Annotated in this window: 15 protein-coding genes and 1 riboswitch; of the genes, 7 read left to right on the top strand and 8 right to left on the bottom strand. The window is 64.7% G+C overall.

What is annotated here, in order from left to right:
- Nucleotides 1-58: 58 nt before the first annotated feature.
- The 3 genes from ACPFL9_RS05290 (at nt 59) to ACPFL9_RS05300 (ending at nt 3,372) form a co-directional block, all read left to right on the top strand.
- The gene (locus ACPFL9_RS05290) at nt 59-1,246 is read left to right on the top strand and encodes a Gfo/Idh/MocA family protein (RefSeq protein ID WP_426006225.1); all 1,188 of its coding nucleotides are present in this window, start codon (nt 59-61) and stop codon (nt 1,244-1,246) included.
- Nucleotides 1,243-2,262 carry a sugar phosphate isomerase/epimerase family protein gene (locus ACPFL9_RS05295; RefSeq protein WP_426006226.1) on the top strand — a complete coding sequence of 340 codons (1,020 nt, stop codon included), beginning with the start codon at nt 1,243-1,245 and terminating at the stop codon, nt 2,260-2,262. Before ACPFL9_RS05290 ends, ACPFL9_RS05295 begins: the two co-directional genes overlap by 4 nt.
- 84 nt (nt 2,263-2,346) lie before the next feature.
- A complete protein-coding gene (locus ACPFL9_RS05300) occupies nt 2,347-3,372 on the top strand; it encodes a Gfo/Idh/MocA family oxidoreductase (protein WP_426006227.1) in 1,026 nt (341 codons plus the stop codon).
- Nucleotides 3,373-3,492: 120 nt separating this feature from the next.
- Here the strand turns inward: ACPFL9_RS05300 and ACPFL9_RS05305 are convergent, their stop codons facing one another.
- Both ACPFL9_RS05305 and ACPFL9_RS05310 read right to left on the bottom strand, forming a co-directional pair.
- A complete protein-coding gene (locus tag ACPFL9_RS05305; RefSeq protein ID WP_426006228.1) occupies nt 3,493-6,327 on the bottom strand; it encodes a chitobiase/beta-hexosaminidase C-terminal domain-containing protein in 2,835 nt (944 codons plus the stop codon).
- Between the two features lie 210 nt (nt 6,328-6,537).
- Nucleotides 6,538-7,377: a gamma-glutamyl-gamma-aminobutyrate hydrolase family protein gene (locus ACPFL9_RS05310; protein WP_426006229.1), complete on the bottom strand. Its 840-nt coding sequence runs from the start codon at nt 7,375-7,377 to the stop codon at nt 6,538-6,540.
- 74 nt (nt 7,378-7,451) lie between these two features.
- Here ACPFL9_RS05310 and ACPFL9_RS05315 point away from each other — a divergent pair, with 74 nt between their 5' ends.
- On the top strand, nt 7,452-8,585 hold the full coding sequence (locus ACPFL9_RS05315) for an LOG family protein (protein WP_426006230.1): 1,134 nt from the start codon (nt 7,452-7,454) through the stop codon (nt 8,583-8,585).
- 6 nt (nt 8,586-8,591) lie between these two features.
- Here ACPFL9_RS05315 and ACPFL9_RS05320 read toward each other — a convergent pair whose 3' ends face one another.
- The 3 genes from ACPFL9_RS05320 to ACPFL9_RS05330 form a co-directional block, all read right to left on the bottom strand.
- The gene (locus ACPFL9_RS05320; RefSeq protein ID WP_426006231.1) at nt 8,592-9,503 is read right to left on the bottom strand and encodes a matrixin family metalloprotease; all 912 of its coding nucleotides are present in this window, start codon (nt 9,501-9,503) and stop codon (nt 8,592-8,594) included.
- A gap of 105 nt (nt 9,504-9,608) precedes the next feature.
- Nucleotides 9,609-10,502 carry a matrixin family metalloprotease gene (locus ACPFL9_RS05325; protein ID WP_426006232.1) on the bottom strand — a complete coding sequence of 298 codons (894 nt, stop codon included), beginning with the start codon at nt 10,500-10,502 and terminating at the stop codon, nt 9,609-9,611.
- A gap of 109 nt (nt 10,503-10,611) precedes the next feature.
- Nucleotides 10,612-11,793, bottom strand: coding sequence for a VIT1/CCC1 transporter family protein (locus ACPFL9_RS05330; RefSeq protein ID WP_426006233.1), 1,182 nt, complete (start codon nt 11,791-11,793; stop codon nt 10,612-10,614).
- Between the two features lie 266 nt (nt 11,794-12,059).
- Between ACPFL9_RS05330 and ACPFL9_RS05335 the strand changes: the two genes are divergently transcribed.
- Nucleotides 12,060-12,251 carry a hypothetical protein gene (locus ACPFL9_RS05335; RefSeq protein ID WP_426006234.1) on the top strand — a complete coding sequence of 64 codons (192 nt, stop codon included), beginning with the start codon at nt 12,060-12,062 and terminating at the stop codon, nt 12,249-12,251.
- On the opposite strand, the gene ACPFL9_RS05340 is transcribed toward ACPFL9_RS05335, so the two are convergent.
- Nucleotides 12,248-12,544, bottom strand: coding sequence for a hypothetical protein (locus ACPFL9_RS05340; protein WP_426006235.1), 297 nt, complete (start codon nt 12,542-12,544; stop codon nt 12,248-12,250). The genes ACPFL9_RS05335 and ACPFL9_RS05340 overlap by 4 nt on opposite strands.
- Before the next feature lie 15 nt (nt 12,545-12,559).
- Nucleotides 12,560-12,679, bottom strand: a riboswitch (SAM riboswitch).
- On the opposite strand from ACPFL9_RS05340, the gene ACPFL9_RS05345 reads away from it, so the two are divergent.
- Nucleotides 12,640-13,212 carry an SRPBCC family protein gene (locus ACPFL9_RS05345; protein ID WP_426006236.1) on the top strand — a complete coding sequence of 191 codons (573 nt, stop codon included), beginning with the start codon at nt 12,640-12,642 and terminating at the stop codon, nt 13,210-13,212. Its footprint overlaps the riboswitch before it by 40 nt.
- 130 nt (nt 13,213-13,342) lie before the next feature.
- Here the strand turns inward: ACPFL9_RS05345 and ACPFL9_RS05350 are convergent, their stop codons facing one another.
- Nucleotides 13,343-14,860 (bottom strand): sodium:solute symporter, encoded by a 1,518-nt coding sequence (locus tag ACPFL9_RS05350; RefSeq protein ID WP_426006237.1) that lies wholly within the window; start codon nt 14,858-14,860, stop codon nt 13,343-13,345.
- A 265-nt stretch (nt 14,861-15,125) separates the two neighbouring features.
- Here ACPFL9_RS05350 and ACPFL9_RS05355 point away from each other — a divergent pair, with 265 nt between their 5' ends.
- On the top strand, nt 15,126-15,701 hold the full coding sequence (locus ACPFL9_RS05355) for a helix-turn-helix domain-containing protein (protein ID WP_426006238.1): 576 nt from the start codon (nt 15,126-15,128) through the stop codon (nt 15,699-15,701).
- 80 nt (nt 15,702-15,781) lie between these two features.
- Here the strand turns inward: ACPFL9_RS05355 and ACPFL9_RS05360 are convergent, their stop codons facing one another.
- Entirely contained in the window at nt 15,782-17,755 is a 1,974-nt protein-coding gene (locus tag ACPFL9_RS05360) for an amino acid transporter (RefSeq protein ID WP_426006239.1), read from the bottom strand.
- Nucleotides 17,756-17,788: the final 33 nt, after the last annotated feature.

Genomic DNA, 17,788 nt, shown 5'->3' on the forward strand with positions numbered 1-17,788 from the left:
AGCGCTACAAAATCCGCACAGAGCCCCATGTGTCGGTGAAATTTCGAAGGAGAAATCAATGGCTGAAAGCCTCGGCGTCGCCGTCATCGGTGCAGGCATGGCCGGCAAGGCCCATGCTGCCGCTTATCGCACAGCATCTGCCCTTTACAGCCCTGTGCTGCCACAGATCCGGCTGGTTTCCATTGGCGATGTGAATGCGGAGTTCGGTTCCCTCGCTGCCCGCCGGTTTGGGTACGAGCGCAACGACACCTCGTGGCAGGCCATTGCCGAGGCCGACGACATTGACGTTGTCAGCGTGGTAATCGCCAACTCGCTGCACCGCGAAGTGGTGGAAGGCCTGCTCGCTGCCGGAAAGCACGTGCTCTGCGAGAAGCCCCTCAGCGACACCCTGGAGGACGCCCGTGCCATGGCCGGTGCTGCCCGTGCCGCCGAGTCCCGCGGAAACCTGGCCCGGATCGGCTTCACGTTCCGCCGCACTCCCGGCATCGCCTACATCCGTGAACTCATTCACAACGGCGTCCTCGGAAACGTGCTGCACTTCAGTGGCCGGTACTGGACCGACTACGGTTTCAGCCCTTCCGCTCCCATGAGTTGGCGCTACAAGGGCGGACCCGGCTCCGGTGCGCTGGCCGACGTCGGGAGCCACCTGACGTACGTTTCCGAGTTCCTGTGCGGCGACATCAAGTCCATCAGCGGTGGCCGGTTGGCCACCTCGATCGACAAGCGCCCGCTGCCCCTGAGTGCCGTCATGGGTCACGACCACGTTGCCGTCAGTGACACTTTCGAAGCGGTGGAGAACGACGACTATGCGGCCTTCAATGCAGAGTTCGCCAATGGCGCCGGAAGTTTCGAAGTGTCCCGTGTTGCTGCCGGCCACGCCAACAGCCTCCAGTTCGAGGTGTTCTGCGAAAACGGTGGCGCCAAGTTCGACCAGCGCCGCCCCAATGAAATCCAGCTCTTCCTCAACGACGACTCCGGCCTGCAGAACGGCTACCGGCAAGTCATCCTAGGCCCGGGGCACCCCTACATTGCAGGCGGCCTCGCCATGGATGCCCCAGAGGTCGGTTTCGGCCAGAACGATGCTTTCGGCTACCAGGCCCGGGCGTTCCTGGAAGAGGTCGCCGGACTGTCCGAAGCAGAGTCGTTGCCCCGCTGCGCCACGTTCGACGAGGGCGTCCGCAACATGGAACTCCTCGGTGCCGTCACTGAATCAGCTTTGAACAACGGAAAGAAGATCACGCTATGAAACTCGGCGTCTACAACGCGATCCTGCATGACCGGTCCCTGCCCGAGGCTTTGAAGGTTATTGCGGATTTGGGCCTGACAGGGATTGAGATCAACACCGGCGGGTTCCTCCCGGCCGTGCATGTGCCCACCATGGACGACATCCTGGTCTCGGATGCCGCCCGGGATGATTACTTGGGCCTTTTCGAGGGCACCGGCGTCTCGATTGCCGGCCTGAACTGCAACGGCAACCCGCTGCACCCACGGCGCGAAATCGGCGAACAGCACGCCGAGGACATCCGCCGCTCCATTCGACTGGCCCACCGCCTGGGCCAGAACCGCGTGGTCACCATGTCCGGCCTGCCCGGCGGCGAGCCCGGAGCAACCACCGTCAACTGGGTGGTGAACGCGTGGAACTCGGCAGCCCTTGATGTCCTGGAGTACCAATGGGGCGTCGCGGCGGAGTTCTGGAAGGAAACAGACCGGCTCGCCGCCGACCACGACGTGAAGGTCGCTTTGGAGCTCCACCCGCAGAACATCGTGTTCAACACCGCGGACGTGTACAAACTGATTGAGCTCACGGGCGCCACGCACGTTGGCGTGGAACTGGATGCTTCACACCTGTTCTGGCAGCAAATGGACCCTGTAGCGGTGGTCCGCGAACTGGGTTCCCTGGTCTTCCAGGCTGCCGCGAAGGACGTCCGCATCAACACAGAGAATGCCGCGCTCTACGGTGTGCTGGACAACAGCTTCCGCCGGCTGTCACCAGAGGAGAACCGCACCAACCTGGGCGGAGACGAGTGGGCGAACGAATGGCCAAAGAATTCTGCGTGGGACTTTGTTGCCCTGGGCCGTGGACACGACACCGCCTACTGGACCGAATTCCTCCGCGCGCTGTACGAGGTTGACCCGGACATGCTGGTCAACATCGAGCACGAGGACGTTTCCCTCGGCCGGATCGAGGGCCTTGAAGTAGCCGCGAAGGTTCTGCGGGATGCCGATGCAGCATTGGAAGCGTCACTGAACGTCCCTGCCTGACGAAGGTGACATCCGGCACGGGGTGGCGTTGCGAAACCGCCCATTTCTTATAAACAGGCCATACAACGAAAAGGACCATGACATATGACCAGGCAAGTGACGCTCGGGCTGGTGGGGGTGGGAAGGATCGGCGTGATGCACGCCAGGAACATCACCGCATTGAACGGGATCCTCAACCCGGACGGAGTCCATCTTCGGCTCAAGCTCACGGATGTTGCCGAGGAGCATGCCCGATCGGTGGCCGGGGAATTCGGCGCGGATTTCCTTCCGTCCGTGCCGGAGTTGATCGCCTCCGGCATCGATGGATTGGTCATTGCAACCGGGACGGCAACCCACCCGGACCTGATCAGGGCGGGCGTGGACGCGGGCATTCCGGTGTTCTGCGAGAAGCCCGTTGCTGTCAACGTGGCCGAGTCCCTGCCGGTGGTTGAGTACATCCGGGAGAAGGGCGGTACTGTCCAGATCGGCCACCAGCGCCGCTTCGACGCGGGCTACCTTGAAGCCAAGCGCGCCTACGATGCCGGCGAACTCGGCTGGATCCATTCACTCAGGGCTGTCACCTGCGACATGACACCGCCGCCTGTGGAGTTCCTCGCCACCTCCGGCGGACTTTTCCGGGACTGTTCGGTTCACGACTTCGACATCCTGCGCTGGCTCACGGGGAAGGAAATCGTGGAGGTCTACGCCAAGGGGTCCAACAACGGCGATCCGGCCATCGGCGAGGTGGGCGACGTCGATACCGCCCTGGCGGTGGTGACGCTCGACGACGGCACGGTAGGTACGGTCTCGGCCAGCCGCTACAACGGGGCCGGCCATGATGTCCGGTTGGAACTGCAGGGATCGGAGGGTTCCGTCCTGGTGGGGATGGATCAGCAGTTGGCCCTTAGGTCGGCGGAGCCCGGAATTGCCTTCCCTGCCGGGACCCCGCACAAGACGTTCGCCGAGCGCTTCGACCAGGCGTACCGTTCGGAAATGGCCGCCTTTGTGGAAGTGATCCTCGGAGAGCGGAAGAATCCGTGCACTCCCGAGGACGCTGTCGCCGCGTCCAAGGTGGCTGACGCCGCCCAGGAATCACTGGAAACCGGCGTTCCCGTGAGAGTAGCCCCCTGACGCTCTCCCACGTACCGCCGGCCTTCTTCAGGCAAGTGAGAGAGGATCGGGCATGGCTGACGCGGGCCGGATGAGTCTGGGGGAAAACTCCGACCCGCGCCAGGTCTCGGGGGCACCTGGTCAGGCAATCACTTTCATGTTTTGCCAGCCGGTGCCGAGGCTGATGGGCGGGACGTTGCTGAGCGTTCCGCTGCCTGACCCGGGATACAGGTACAAGGTGTCTCCGATCCGCCCCAGGACGTCGTTCCTGCCGTCGCCGTCAAGGTCGCGTGGTCCTGCCAGTGCAGTCCGGGTTCCCCAGCCTGTCCCGATCTGTGTCCATTGCAACCAGCCGGCGGAACCGTTACCCGGATATAGCCATAATGCTCCTGTATCGGCACGCCGCGCCAGTACGTCGCCCTTCCCGTCGCCGTTGAAATCGCCGGTACTGAAGATGGAGTTCATGACGCCCCAGCCCCAACCGACGGTGTAGGGAGTACGCTGCCCTCCGGTGCCGTTGCCCTCGTAAAGGCGCAGTTCACCGTTGCTGCGGCGGCCGATGAAATCGGGGATGCCGTCGCCGCTGAAATCGCCGGGGGAGAACAGCTGCGTCATGGTGCTCCAGCCGATGCTGACCTGTGTGCGGGCGCCGAAACTGCCAGCACCGTTGCCGGGGTAGAAGTACAGAATGTCTCCCGCCCTTGCCAAAAGGTCGTTCTTGCCGTCCCTGTTGAAGTCGCCCGGCGTGATGGTGTCCGTGATGGAGGACCACGCGGGGGCGGGGAGGGCGAGGGTCCTGGCGGACAGGCCGCCGGTGCCGTTGCCCGGGTAGATGTACAGGTTTCCTGCCGTATCGGCTGCGAGGACGTCCGCACGGCCGTCACCGGTGAAGTCATGGGCCGACGGCGGTCCGGCTGCGGGAACGGTGTAGGTCTGGGTTCCCACTGCCGAGGCATTGCCCGCGGTGTCCACGCCGATGTACTTGAGGGTCAGCGTGGAGCTGCCCATCACGATTGGAGTGGCGTACTTGATGTTGGTGGCCGATTCCGTGGCGGTGGGTGTGCTGCCATCGGTGGTGTAGTAGATGGCTGCTGCCTCGTTGGCGGTCAAGGTGATGGTTGCTCCGCTGGCCAGTGCCCTTCCTGTGGGGTTGGCCGTTACCACCGGTGCGGTGGTGTCCGGAGGAATCGTGTACGTCTGTGTCGCGACGTCCGAGCTGTTTCCTGCGGTGTCCTTGGCGAAGTATTTGAGCGTCATCGGACCGGGTCCGTTGAAGGTGATGGGAGCCGAGTACAGCAGGCCTGCTGTCAAAGGATCGGTGCCGTCGGTGGTGTACCGTATCTCGGCCGGTTCATTGGCGCTCAGTGCGATGGTGGTACCGGCCGCGTAGGCTCCGCTGGCCGGGTTTGCCGTGACAACAGGTTTGGTGACATCGGGCCCGGTGGAGTAGGTCTGTGTCACCACCGCGGAGGAGTTGTTGGCACCGTCCACGGCAAAGTACTTGAGCGTCAGTGGCCCGCTGAGGGTCAACGGAGCGGTGTACCTGGTGCTGGCCGTCGTGGGAGTGGTGCCGTTGGTGGTGTAGTAGATCGTGGCCGTTTCATTGGCTTTGAGGGCGATGGTCTGGCCGGCGGCGTACGTTCCACCCGGGGGATCGGCAGTAACCACGGGAGCAACCGTGTCCGCTCCCAGGTATGCCTCAAACTCCGCCAGGCCGGCGTTGGTGGTGGTGGAGCTGACACCGGTGATGTTGAACCGAACCGAACTCACGGTCTTGGCGGGGAAGTTGATGGTCAGGCCGGAACCGTTGTTGGGCAGCGCAGGCACCGGGACGGTACTTCCGTCGGAGAACTGCAGGTTGCCGGCTGTGACCTGGTCGCTCAGGAGCGGACGGTCGGAAAGCGTGACGGCGTTGATGGTCCGGGTGGGTGAGAAGTTGTACTGGATCCAGCTGCCGGTTTTTTCTGCGGCGGTGACCCATTCCCGGTTGGCGTCCATGGGCGCACCCCAGAAGTAGCCGTCCCTGGCCTTTTCAGGGCTTTGGCCTGTTGCTTTCTGAGTGGACGCGGTGACAGTGGTGCCGGCCGACTTGGCTGCGTTGCCCACCCATTCGATGGCCGTGATGTACTGCCGCTTCAACCACTCGTTGTAGGGCGAATCGGGGCAACCTTCCCCGGGGCTGCTGCACAGGTACATATCGAAGTCGGCGAACCGGACAAATGTGTCCACCTTGTTGGTCAGCTCGGCTCCGGTGACGTTCTGCGGGTACTCGTCAATGACGTAGGCATCGTAGGCCATGGACGTGTGCGGTCCCGTGTAGCTGCGGGTGGCCAGTTGGGCGAACTTGGCGGTGGCCCAGTGGTCACTGTGGTCGTAGGGGCTGGTGAAGTTCCCGGTCCAGTCCTGGGTGCGGAATGTGGTGGGTTGGAAGTTGGCCACCAGGCGGTTCAGTGCTGTTTGGAACTGCGACTTGGTGAACGTGGCGGCGTTGTCCACGGGCCGGATGGAGGACAACCGGCCGTCCCAGAGCTTGAGGATGCTTTGGTCGTTGTACGCCGCACTGCCGTCACCATTGGGAAAGCCGTCCGGGAGGCGCATGAACACCACGGAGATGTTGGGTGCCCCGTTCAGGGTCTGCATGGTCAGGGGACGGTTGGGGACCCCGGCATCGGACGTGGTCCAAGAGTCCGCCACTCCGGCCATTTTGGAGTAGCTTGCCCGGATGCCCGCTTCCAGGCTTCGCCAGTACGCTGCGCCTTCGCCGGCCTCGCCGGCGGTGGTGAATACGGTCTGGACACACCGCTTTGCCTGGATGTCCCGCATGAAGTCGGGACTAAGGAACAACAGGTCGTCGTCCGTGTGCGCGACGATCTGCATGGCCCCGCCCGTCCCTGCGCACGGCGGAACCGCAGCAGTGGCCGGGGCGGCGGTGGAAAGAACAAAGCCACCCGTGGCTACGGCTGGTGCAAGCAGCAAGCCCAGCAGCCGGCGGGTGGCGGAACGGAACTTTTTGAACGGGGATTTCGGATGACTCGGACGGCGAAAGTGTTTTGGACGGTCCACAACCATGCTCCTTTGAGCAGATGTTGGGCCCCCCAGCCGGCAAACTTTACGACGCCCCCAGGACGCCATGCGAATGAAGTTTTACCGTCCGCTGCCTTGCGGGCACCGGACCAGTGAGCGCTACTATACTCCTCCGGGAAGCTGATTGATAGGGCTCCGGCAGACATTGACGAAGGCCCTGAACGGCGCAAGGCGCTCGCCTTCCGGAAGCTGCGAGGCTTCCGGGTGCCACTGCACCGAGGCTACCCACCGCGAGGGGTCTTCCAGCGCTTCCACCGTGCCGTCGTCGGCGATTGCCGTAACTGTGAGTCCCTCGCCCACGGTGGCTACAGCCTGGTGATGGCCGGAGGCGATCCTGATGGTGGTTTCGCCCTCCGAGCCGTACAGGGCTGCCGCCCGCGAACCGGCCGCAAGGACTACCTCATGCCACGCCCACAGGCTGCCTTCGGCGTCCTGCCCGGCCAGTCCGGCGTACTCCCCGGCGGGTGCGGCGTCCTGCCCGGCCAGCCCTCCCTGCCCGGCCAGTCCGTTGTGAAACACCCCGGAAGGGTCCATGTCCTGGACCAAGGTGCCCCCATAGAGGACGTTCAGCAATTGGTGGCCACGGCAGATGCCGAACAGCGGCAGGCCGGCGTCGATGGCTGCACGGGCGGCCTCCAGATCCAGGCGGTCCTGGTCGGGATTGACGTCGTACACCGCCTCCACCGGTTCCTGGCCGTAGAGGCGCGGGTCAAGGTCGCCGCCACCGGGCAACAGCACGCCGTCGAGCGTCGCGAGGTCAGCACGGACGTCGGCAGCGTCCTCCAACAGCACCGGCTCCCCGCCGGCCTCACGGAGGAGATCGATGATGTACGTGAACAGCCCATTCGCTTCGCCTACCCGGGCATCAGCAGTGTGCGGATCGCTCAAACGGACCGGGACACCGATCCTGGGCCGTGCGCCGGTCCCATCTGCAGGGGTCATGCTCCATGAGTACCCGACCGGCCGCGCCCAGGCAAACACGTCCGTCATCAAAGGGCGCCGTTACGCTGTTGGGCATGAACCCCTCCGGCGCTTTGAACCCAAGTCCCCGCACCCTGGACATCGAGAGCGTGGCCCACTTCGACCGGCTCCTGCACACCGGAGCCGTGACCATGCGGGGCTGGCACGCCCAGTCGCTGGACCTGCGCGGCCGCTCCCAGGAACTGCGCCGACTCGACGCCCAAGGAGCCATCTTCCTGGGCTGTACCTTCGACGACGGCGTGGAAGCCAGCCTGCGGAGCCGTGGTGCGCTCATTTTCCCAAAGCTGCACGGGGTCCCCTTCAATCCCTACCGCGGCAGTCTCTACACCGCCGCCGAGCTGTACCAGGACATCGCCGCCACGGAGTACGAATCCACCCCCGACGCCCGGGTGTACCAGTGGAGCATCCTGCCCGGCCAGCGCACCAGCCTCGAAGCGACCCTCGCCGCGGCACTCCACGACCATGCGATCGGCGACGCCCTGGACGAACTCCGCGCCGACGGTGAGCTCGCCGGTAAACCACTGGTGGGAGTCATGGGCGGCCACGCAGCCCAACGCGGCAGCCAGGAGTACGCCCAAGCCGCACGCCTGGGCCGGCTGTTGGCACGTGCCGGCTTCACCGTCGCCACCGGAGGAGGTCCGGGCGCCATGGAAGCGGCCAACATGGGGGCGTACCTGAGCGGACTGCCCGACGACGGCACTGACGTTGCGCTGCAAGCGCTCGCCGCTGTTCCCGGGTTCAGGCCCTCGGTGACGGCTTGGGCGCGGCAAGCAGCGGCCGTCGTCGAACGCTATCCGGGCGGAACCCCGACGCTGGGCATCCCCACATGGTTCTACGGCCATGAGCCGCCCAACCTGTTTGCCACCCACATCGCCAAGTACTTCGCCAATGCCATCCGCGAAGCCATCCTGCTGGAACTGTGCAATGGCGGCATTGTCTTCCTGCCCGGCGCTGCAGGCACAGTCCAGGAGATCTTCCAGGATGCCTGCGAGAACTACTATGCCGCCCCGGAAACCATCACTCCCATGGTCCTGGTTGGCCGCCGGCACTGGGAACACACATACCCGGCGTGGCCCATGCTGCAGAGCCTCGCGGCCGGTAGACCCATGGCGGACAGGATCTTCCTGGTGGACACCGTGGAGGAAGCGCTCGCCGTGGTCCAGCGCTGAGGCGGCTCAGAAGTCCTTGCTGCAGGGCCCGGACCCGAGCTTCGCCAGTCCCGTCCGGTCGCCGGAGGCGTAGTCACGCACCCAAGACGCTTCGTCGTACATGAGCTGGCGGGGGTCGTCGATGTGGTCCAGTCCCAGCAGGTGCCCCAGCTCGTGCATGATCACCGCCACCCCGATGTCCTTTCCGTGTGGCGAGTCCATGATCTCCGAGAATTGCGGCGCATCCAGGGAAACCGTGCCCGTCACGTACGCCTGGTAGCCGTTGCTCAGGCCAATCGAGGAGCTCCCGCCCAGCCCCACGGTTTGGCCGGTGAGGCGGGGCACCTGTTCGGGGGTGGTCCATGCAATCAGGACCGGTGCCCAGCGGTCCCCGTACACTTCAGGCTGATAGCCGTCCCTGTTGGTGGTGGGTGTCTCGGAGGTCGGGCCGTCGTAAATGAATTGGAGGCCCGACGCCAGGCTGGCCTGCCGCACGGCTTCTTCCACCAATGGTTGCCAGCTCGCCGGTGCCGCTCCGGAGTTCACCACGTAATGGATGGGCCGGCAGGGGGAGTAGGCCAGGGGAGTGCCGTCCTCCTTGACGGCCAGGAATTTGTAGGAGGTGCTGGCGCGTTGCACGGGTCCCGGTGTCCCCAGGGGTGCATCGGCTTCCTCCAGGCCTGGTGGTGGCTCCTGGCGTTGGCCGAACGGCAGGAGTCCCGGACGAACTCCTTGGCTCTGGGAAGAGGAGCCATTCCAGAACTGCTGCAGTCCGCCGCTGAAGTATGCGCCGGCGCAGACCAACGCCAGCACGGCCAGCAGGAACACAATGGCTGCGATGCTGGTGTGCCTGATCGGCGGCCTGCCCGGCGGGTCAGGTGGCCGGCCGGGCGGAGGGGGATAGGGGTCCGGCCACTGCGGCGACCCATAAGGTTCCATTGAACCCCCTGACGCTGCGGTCCGGGCGGACGGTGGGGGCGCCGCCGTCGGCCGCTTCCCGCAAGCATAGAGCCGCTCCGGCGACGCGTCCATGGGCCGTCGCGGCTAAATGTCCTTGCGGCACGGTGCGGAAGCCAAAAGGTGCAGCCCGTTGAGGTCCCCGTCGGCCAGCCCGTCGGGGGCGCCGATCTCCGGGTACATGAGCTGGATGGGGTCCTCCACGTGGTCAAGGCCCATCACATGCCCCAGTTCATGCTGCATGACGGCGAGCACGTAGTCCGAGCCGCCTTCTTCTGCCAGCAGCTCGGCCACTTGCGGGGTGTCCAGTTCCAGGCTGCCGGTGATGTAGCTTTTGGCGCCATTGTTCAGGGAGTACATGGTGCTTCCGCCGGTGCCGATCACGTTCCCGGCCAGTGCCGGAGCTTCAGCCGGGGTGGTCCACGAGATCAGCAGTGGAGCCCACCTGTCGCCGTACCTGTCCGGCTGGTAGGGCTCACGCTTGTCAGCGGGTGGTTCGTCGGTGGTTCCGTCGTTGACGAACTGGATGCCGGAGGCTTCGGACACGTTGGCGATCGCGGTCGCCAGCAGTTGCCCGGTTCCGGCGGGGGCGCCGGCGTCATTCACCACGTAGTGCAGGGGACGGCACGGTGAGTACCCCACCGGTGTGCCGTCGTCGTTAGTGGCCAGGAACTTGTACGAGTCACTGGGCGCGCCCGGAGGAAGTGGCGAGGCCAGTGGCGCATCTGCCTCTTCGAGTCCCGGCGGTGGCGCATCCAATGCCCGTGCCGGCGATGGAACCACCTGCCCGATCTGCGGGGTGTCAGGCAGCGCAACGCCCGGGAAGAGGCCCGTGATGCGCGGGTCGCCGTGGAGAAATCCGCTCACCAGGACTGCCACGACAGCGGCCACGGCGGCCATCAGCAGGCCGCGGACAACCTTCAACGTGGTCAGCGCACGCCGGTGTTTCGGCGCGCGCGGCGTCTCACTTTCCGGCTCCACGGCTCTCCATTCCTTGCGCCCCGGTCACGCGGGCCGCGCGGAGGACGAACCAACATTACGGGCACCTGCTCTATGGCGTCCATTCACATGTGCCCAGGAAAGGCCCGTCCTAAACGATCGCGGCGCCGAAAGCCAGCCCCAACCCGTAGGTGGCGGCCGCTGCCCCCAGGCCGATGGCCAGCTGCCGCAGACCCCGGCTGAGCGGCGATGTTCCGGACAGCAAGCCCACGACGGCGCCCGTCGCCAACAGTGCGATGCCCACCAGCGCACCGGCTACTGCCAGCGCGGCCACGCCCGTCATGCCGAAGATGAAGGGGATGATGGGGACGATGGCTCCGGAGGCGAAGAAACAGAAGCTGGACAGTGCCGCTCCCCAAGCAGACCCTACGGTTTCGTGGTCGTCGGTGGGCGGCTTTTCCGGCTGCAGGGACAGGCTGGGGTCGCAGTCGCAGCTGAACAGGCCCAGGCGTTCGGCGGCGCGGTGTTCGGCTGCCTCACGCGTCATGCCGCGGGCCAGGTAGACCAGCACGAGTTCGTTGTGCTCGATGTCCAGTGACGGTGCCGCGGTCAGCGTCGCCTGGGTGGGGAGGGTGGCGCTGAGCAGCTCCCGCTGGGACCGGACGGATACGTACTCGCCGGCACCCATGGACAGCGCTCCGGCGAGAAGGCCGGCCACGCCGCTCATCAGCACCACGGAACTGGGAACGCCGGTGGCCGCCATGCCCATGACCAGCGAAAGGTTGCTCACCAGGCCGTCGTTGGCACCGAACACGGCTGCCCGGAAGGTGCCCGACAACCTGTTCCGCCCCCGGGTTGCCAGGCCGCGGACAACTTCCTCGTGGATCTGCTCGTCGGCCACCATGGCGGGCGTGGCGGCCGGCTCGGCACCGTACGGCGACCTGCCTTCGGCCCGCTGCGCGAGCGCAAGGACAAAGACCGATCCGAAGTTGCGGGCGAGGAAGCCCAGGAAGCGGCTCCGGCCGGATGCTGCCTTGGGCATTCCGGCGTGTTCGCCGAGGAGTTTGAGCCAGTGGGCCTCGTGGCGGCCCTCGGCTTCGGCCAGGGCCAGCAGGATCTGGCGTTCTTCGCCCTCACGCCGCTGCGCGAGTTCCCGGTACACCGCGGCTTCGGCCCGTTCGTCGGCCAGGTACTGGCGCCAGCGCTTGATGTCGGAGGCGGACGGCGGTGGCGGCGTTTCCGCTGCCGGAGCTGATTCCGCTGCCGGGGCCGTTTCAGGGGCGGGACCCGGAGCGGGGCTCAACGGATCATGGGATTCATGGTGCTTCTGCACGTTATCTCCTGTGCTGGGTGGGGTGGTTTCGGCCCCATTGCACCGCCCACTGTACCGCTTATTTCCGCGGTTTTTTGGCCGGTATTCCTCAACCGGAATGTTCGGCGGACCTTAATTCGGAGCCCCGCTCCACCTGCGTTCCGACGTGCCGGTCGGGTGTCTTGACCGTTCGCCGGGGCCGGTGCTCAGATGGAAGGACAGGGGCGGGGGACTCCCCGCATTCGGCCGAAGGGCTGCTTGCCGGCCCACCACACGGAGGTTGGAGCATGAACAGCACCGAACCGCACGCAAGCCACCCCGAACGGGCAACCATCGAGTCGGATCCTGCCTACGATTACGGCGAGGACCAGGAAGTGGACGAACCGTGGGTTGAGGAAGTGGACGCTCCCGACGACGACGAGCGGGTGGTCCCGATCGACGACGCGGACGACTTCCGCGAGGACGACGACGAACTCTAGTCCTGCATGTCGCTCAGCAGGAAGTGCCGCTCGCGCCCCCGAGGTTGTCCGACGGCGGCAACGGTCACCGTCAGCGTCCGCATCGCGCTGCACCATCGCGTGGGACGGACCGCTTGGCCCAGGGCGCGTTCCATCCTGTGAGCGTCCGCGCAGAGGAACCGCTGCAAGCGGCCGTCCAGGAACAGCGTCACGGTTCCCCTGACAACGTCCACGCCGGGAACCACCGGCACGCCGGGACGTTGGGGGAGGGCAGGGGTGTTTGTTTCGCTCAGGGGGTGGGCTTGGAACGGCAAGGATGGATCTCCTGGGGAGTGCTCTTGCCCGCTCGGTTGTCTCTGGTCCGGAACGGGCCGCTTCCTCATCCGAACCACCCGTGAACATGGGGTTGGTGTGTGGCCAGTCGGAGCTTGGCGCCACCTCTCTTGAAGCTGGCACCACCCTACCGCATGGGCCTTCTTGTTCCGGTCCCGTCCGCAGGAACACACTGTTCAAGGAAGCATCAGCCAGCACCAGGAGGCCCAATGCCCTCGATAGAGAAAAGCGTGGATATTCCCCGGCCCCAGCAGGAGGTCTTCGACTTCCTGGCACGGTTCGAAAACTCTCCACCTATGATGCTTTTGTCATTTCGTCCGGGCCGCTCGGCGATGCTCCGCCAGGGCTGGGAACCCGGGGCCGGGGAACCACCAGGATCATGGGGCGGCAGTTTGACTGGATGGTTGAATATACGGAATTCGATCCACCCCGCCGCATGGTGTCCCGCTCGATCGAAGGTGAGCGGGATTTGACGGCGACGTTCACCCTGGAATCCGTTGGCGGCGGGACCCGCGTTACCGAGCAACTGCGGCTCAATACACCCATGGAGGGCCTGATGGGCAAACTGCCTGGGCCGCTGGTGGAATGGTTCCTGGGTCTGTCCCTCCGCCGCAACCTCAAGAACCTCGCCAAGGTGCTGGCTGCCTGACACTGCCCACCCACAGCACCCGGGCAACGAGAGGTTTGCCGGATTCGGTCCCCTGGCCCGGGAAAACAACAAGGCGGCGCTCCCCGCAAAGGGAAGCGCCGCCGTCGGACGTTGCTGGCAGAAGCTGCAGCTACTTGGCCGGTGAGCTCAGCTCATCCTCGGCCACGCGGGTACCGGCAACACGGTCCGTCCAGGCCCTCATGACCGCAGGGTCGGTGGGCTTGCTGAACAGTGAAACAGCCACGTAGACGATCGCAGAGGCGAGCAGGCCGTAGTAGATGGGCTCGTTCGCGTAAATGCCGTCCAGGGGAGCCTTGGCGTTGATCTCAAGGATGATCATGGTGCCCAGGGTGACCACGGAGCCCACGGCCATGGACGCAGCGGCGGCAATTCCCGTGCCACGCTTCCACACCAGGCCACCGATGATCGCGACCAGGAGGCCGCCCACCAGGATGTCGTACGCAATGGTCAGTGCCGCCACGACGTCCTTGGTGGAGATGGCGATGATGATGGCCAGGATGCCGAGTCCCAGGACCCAGTAGCGGTTGGCCTTGACGTCGTGCTCAGGGTTGTCGGAGTCGTCGGTGTTGACGGTCTTGCCGAACCAGCCGGCCACGAACGGGAGAACGTCGGCGCGGGCCACGGTTGCCGCTGCGATGAGTGCGCCGGAGGCGGTGGACATCATGGCTGCGACGGCTGCGGCGAGGACCAGGCCGCCGATGCCGATCGGGAGCAGGTTGGTGGCGACTTCGGCGTAGACGTCGTCCTTGGCTTCGATCTCGATACCGGACAACGCAACGCTTGCAGCCATGCCGATCAGGGCGCCGGCCAGGCCGTAGAGGATGCAGTACACGCCTGCGGTTGCGCCGCCCCAGCGGGCTACCTTGGGCGTCTTGGCCGTGAAGACGCGCTGCCAGATGTCCTGGCCGATCAGGAGCCCGAGCGTGTAGACCACAAAGTACGTGATGATCGTCTGGAGGCCGATTCCGCCGATGTCGAAGAAGCTTTCATCAACGCGTGCACGGATGCCGTCCAGGCCGCCGGCAGCGTTCATGGCGAACGGAAGCATCAGGAAGAAGATGCCCACCGTCTTGATGACGAACTGGACCTGGTCGGCCAGGGTGATGGACCACATGCCGCCGATGGTGGAGTACACCAGCACGATCGCACCGCCGATGGCGATGGCCAGCCAGCGCTCCCATCCGAACAGCACCACGAAGATGGTGGCGTAGGCGCCGGTGGACGTGGCGCACAGCATCAGGGTGTAGGCCAGCATGACAATGCCGGAGGTCTGCGTCGCCCTGCTGCCGTAGCGAAGGGTCAGCATCTGGGAGACGGTGTAGATCTTGAGCTTCTGGATGGTGCCGGCGAACAGGAGGCTGAGCAGCAGCACGCCTGAACCGATGGCCACCACCAGCCACATGCCGGAGATACCGAACTTGTAGCCCAGGCCAACGCCGCCCACGGTGGATGCGCCGCCAAGGACCACGGCGGCCATGGTGCCTGTGTACAGGAAGGGACCCAGGCGGCGGCCGGCCACCAGGAAATCGCTGTTGTTCTTGGTGCGGGACTTGCCCCACCAACCGAAGGCCAGCATGGCCAGCAAGTACACCACCACGATGGCGATGTTTATGAACGAAGAGTCCATGAGTGGCTCCTTGGAGCTGATGCACAGAGGTTGGGATTTCCGGCGCTGTGTTGGGCTGGCCGGAAGCTCTGTGCGTGATGACGGGAGATTGGCTCGTGTTGTGTGCCTCACAGACAACACTTGTTGCCTATGAGGATATGTTGTGACTGGAGTAACAGTCAAGGTCCTTTGGTTATGGTTACGCCGGAACCGCGCTGCGCGGAAGATGATCCGGCTACTATTGCTCCAATGACAGGGCCGCATGGCAGGCCTGAAAGGTTCGTGAATGAAGGCTCTCCCCGTTGAACCGAGCAACGTCCCCGTTGCCATCGGTTCCCGCATCCGCGCCGCGCGGCAGGCCCAGCGGCTGACCATTGAGCAAGTGGCGGATGCCACCGGCCTGACCAAAGGCTTCCTGAGCCGCGTGGAGCGGGACCTCACCTCGCCGTCGGTCGCCTCACTGGTTACCCTGTGCCAGGTGCTTTCAGTGTCGGTTGGCGATTTGTTCGCGGCGCCGGAAACCCACCTGACGCGGCGGGATGATGGTCCCCGCATTTCCCTGGGTGGCCAGGGCATCGTTGAACGGCTTCTCACCGCGCGATCGGAGCGCCGGCTGCAGATCCTGCAGGCAACCATCGAACCGCATGGCCGTGGTGAGAATGAGCTCTACGCCGTGGACTGCGATGTTGACGTCCTCCATGTGGTCAAGGGACGTATCAAGCTCATCCTCACCAATGAGGAATATGACCTTGAGGAAGGGGACACCCTTTCCTTCCCCGGCCGGGAACCACACACGTGGATCAATCCCACCGATGAAACCGTGGAAGTGCTCTGGGTCCTGGTTCCGGCAGCCAGTCGGTAATTTTTCGTCTCCGCGAGATGGCACGTAATGACAATGTTTGGGGGAAACATTGTCATTAAGTGCCATCTGGGCGGGGATTGCTAGCCCACGTGGACCCAAGGCCTGCGGGTCACGTCCGGTTCTGCTTCCCGAAGCACTTCGCGGGTCACGGGAGCGATCTCGCCTTCGCCGAAGAACAGGAATTTGCTCAGGTTGGAGATGGGGTTGCCCTCTGTCCACCGGAAGTAGATGTGCGGCATGTAGCCGGTGACGTCCCGGATGTGGAGGAGAACGGCTGCCAGCGTGTTGGGCACGTTGTTGCTGTGGACTTCCAGGATCTTGAAGCCGTGGCGCTTCCTGCCCACCACTTGGAGTTCCTGCTCGAAGTCGGAACTGTCGTCCACGATGATCTCGATGAATACGGCGTCGCTGTCCACGGGCAAGTGGTTGGCTTGCTGGGCGTGCCGCAGCTTTTCCCGGTACCGGCTGGCGCTCAGGTGCTTGGGCTCGTGGGCGATGATCCGCACCGGACCGTCAGCGTTGTTAGCGGTGAATTCCAAGGCCGCCTCGTCCATTTTGATGTGGGTGGCCCTGAGCTCGAAGGCCCGTCGTATCCGTGAAACGAAGCTGACCGTCACGATGCCCAGGATGAACAAGGCTGCAATTTTCAGGCCGTCGGGACGCTCGATCGAGTTGACCACCGTGGTGTAGATGAACGCCAGGGAGACAATGCCGAAGCCAATGAACTGGCCGCGCTGCTTCTTGCGTCGCGCTGAGAGGGTCACGGCGATGGAAGCGGAGGTGATGAGGACCAGCACGCCGGTGGCGTACGCACCGCCCTGCGCGTTCACGTCCGCTTGGAAGATGATGGTCACGGCGAAGGCGATCACGGTGAAAACGAGGACCAGCGGGCGCAGTGCGCGGGCCCAGGCGGGGGCCATGCCGTAGCGGGGAAGGTACCGCGGGACCAGGTTGAGGAGTCCTGCCATGGCCGACGCCCCGGCGAACCACAGGATGGCGATGGTGCTGATGTCGTAAACCGTGCCGAATCCGTCACCCAGGAACTGATGGGCCAGGTAGGCAAGGGCGCGCCCCTCGGCCTTCCCACCTGTTTCGAATTCCGCTGCGGGAATCAGCATCACGGTGGTGAAGCTGGAGGTGATCAGGAACGAACTCATGATGATGGCCGCCGTGGTCAGGAGCTTGTGCGCGCCCTTGATCCTGCCTGCGGGGTTCTTGTCCGTATCGGTGGCGTGGCCCTTGATCTGCGGCATGACGGCCACGCCGGTCTCAAACCCGGACAGGCCAAGTGCCAGGCGGGGAAAGACCAGGAGGGCCAGGCCGATCATCAGGAGGGGATCGCCATGGGACGTGGTCAGTGCCGCCCACCAGTCGGTGATGACGTGGGATTCGGTAAAGAGGTGGCTGAGCGCCACAACGACCACAACAAGGTTCAGGGCCAGGAAGACACCCACCAGGACGACCGCCACGTTGATGGCTTCCTTGAATCCGCGAAGGAAGACAATGCCCAGCCCTGCGATCAGGGCAAGGGTGATGACCACTTGCTGTCCCTCGAGGAAATGCGGAGCAAACGGATTCTCGATCAGGTGGGCTGTCGCGTCGGCGGCGGAGAGGGTAATGGTGATCATGAAGTCGGTAGCGGCAAAGCCCAGGAGTGCCAAGACAAAGAGCTTGCCACCCCAGCGCGGAAGGAGCCGTTCAAGCATGGCGATGGATCCTTCGCCGCGGGGGCTTTCCTTGGCAACCCGCCGGTAGACGGGCAATGCGCCGGCCAGCGTAGCGATTACCAGCAGAAGGGTGGCCAGCGGTGACAGAAGGCCGGCAGCAAGCGCGGCGATGGCGGGCTGGTAGCCGAGGGTGGAGAAGTAGTCCAGGCCCGTCAGGCACATGACCTTCCACCATGACTGCGGCTTGTGGGAGTCCGACGGCCTCCCGTGGGGCCCCTGCCGTTTTCCCGACGTGTCCGGCATGCCTTCCAGCAGCCAGGCCTTCAAGTGAAAGCCGCCCTTGGGCCGGTTGGACGGATCGGCCGGGGGCCTCGTCAGCGTTGTCACGGTGTCCTCTCGCGCAGCACCCTGCTGCTTCAG

This window comes from Paenarthrobacter sp. NyZ202, assembly GCF_049860755.1.
In the GTDB taxonomy this organism is placed as follows: domain Bacteria; phylum Actinomycetota; class Actinomycetes; order Actinomycetales; family Micrococcaceae; genus Arthrobacter.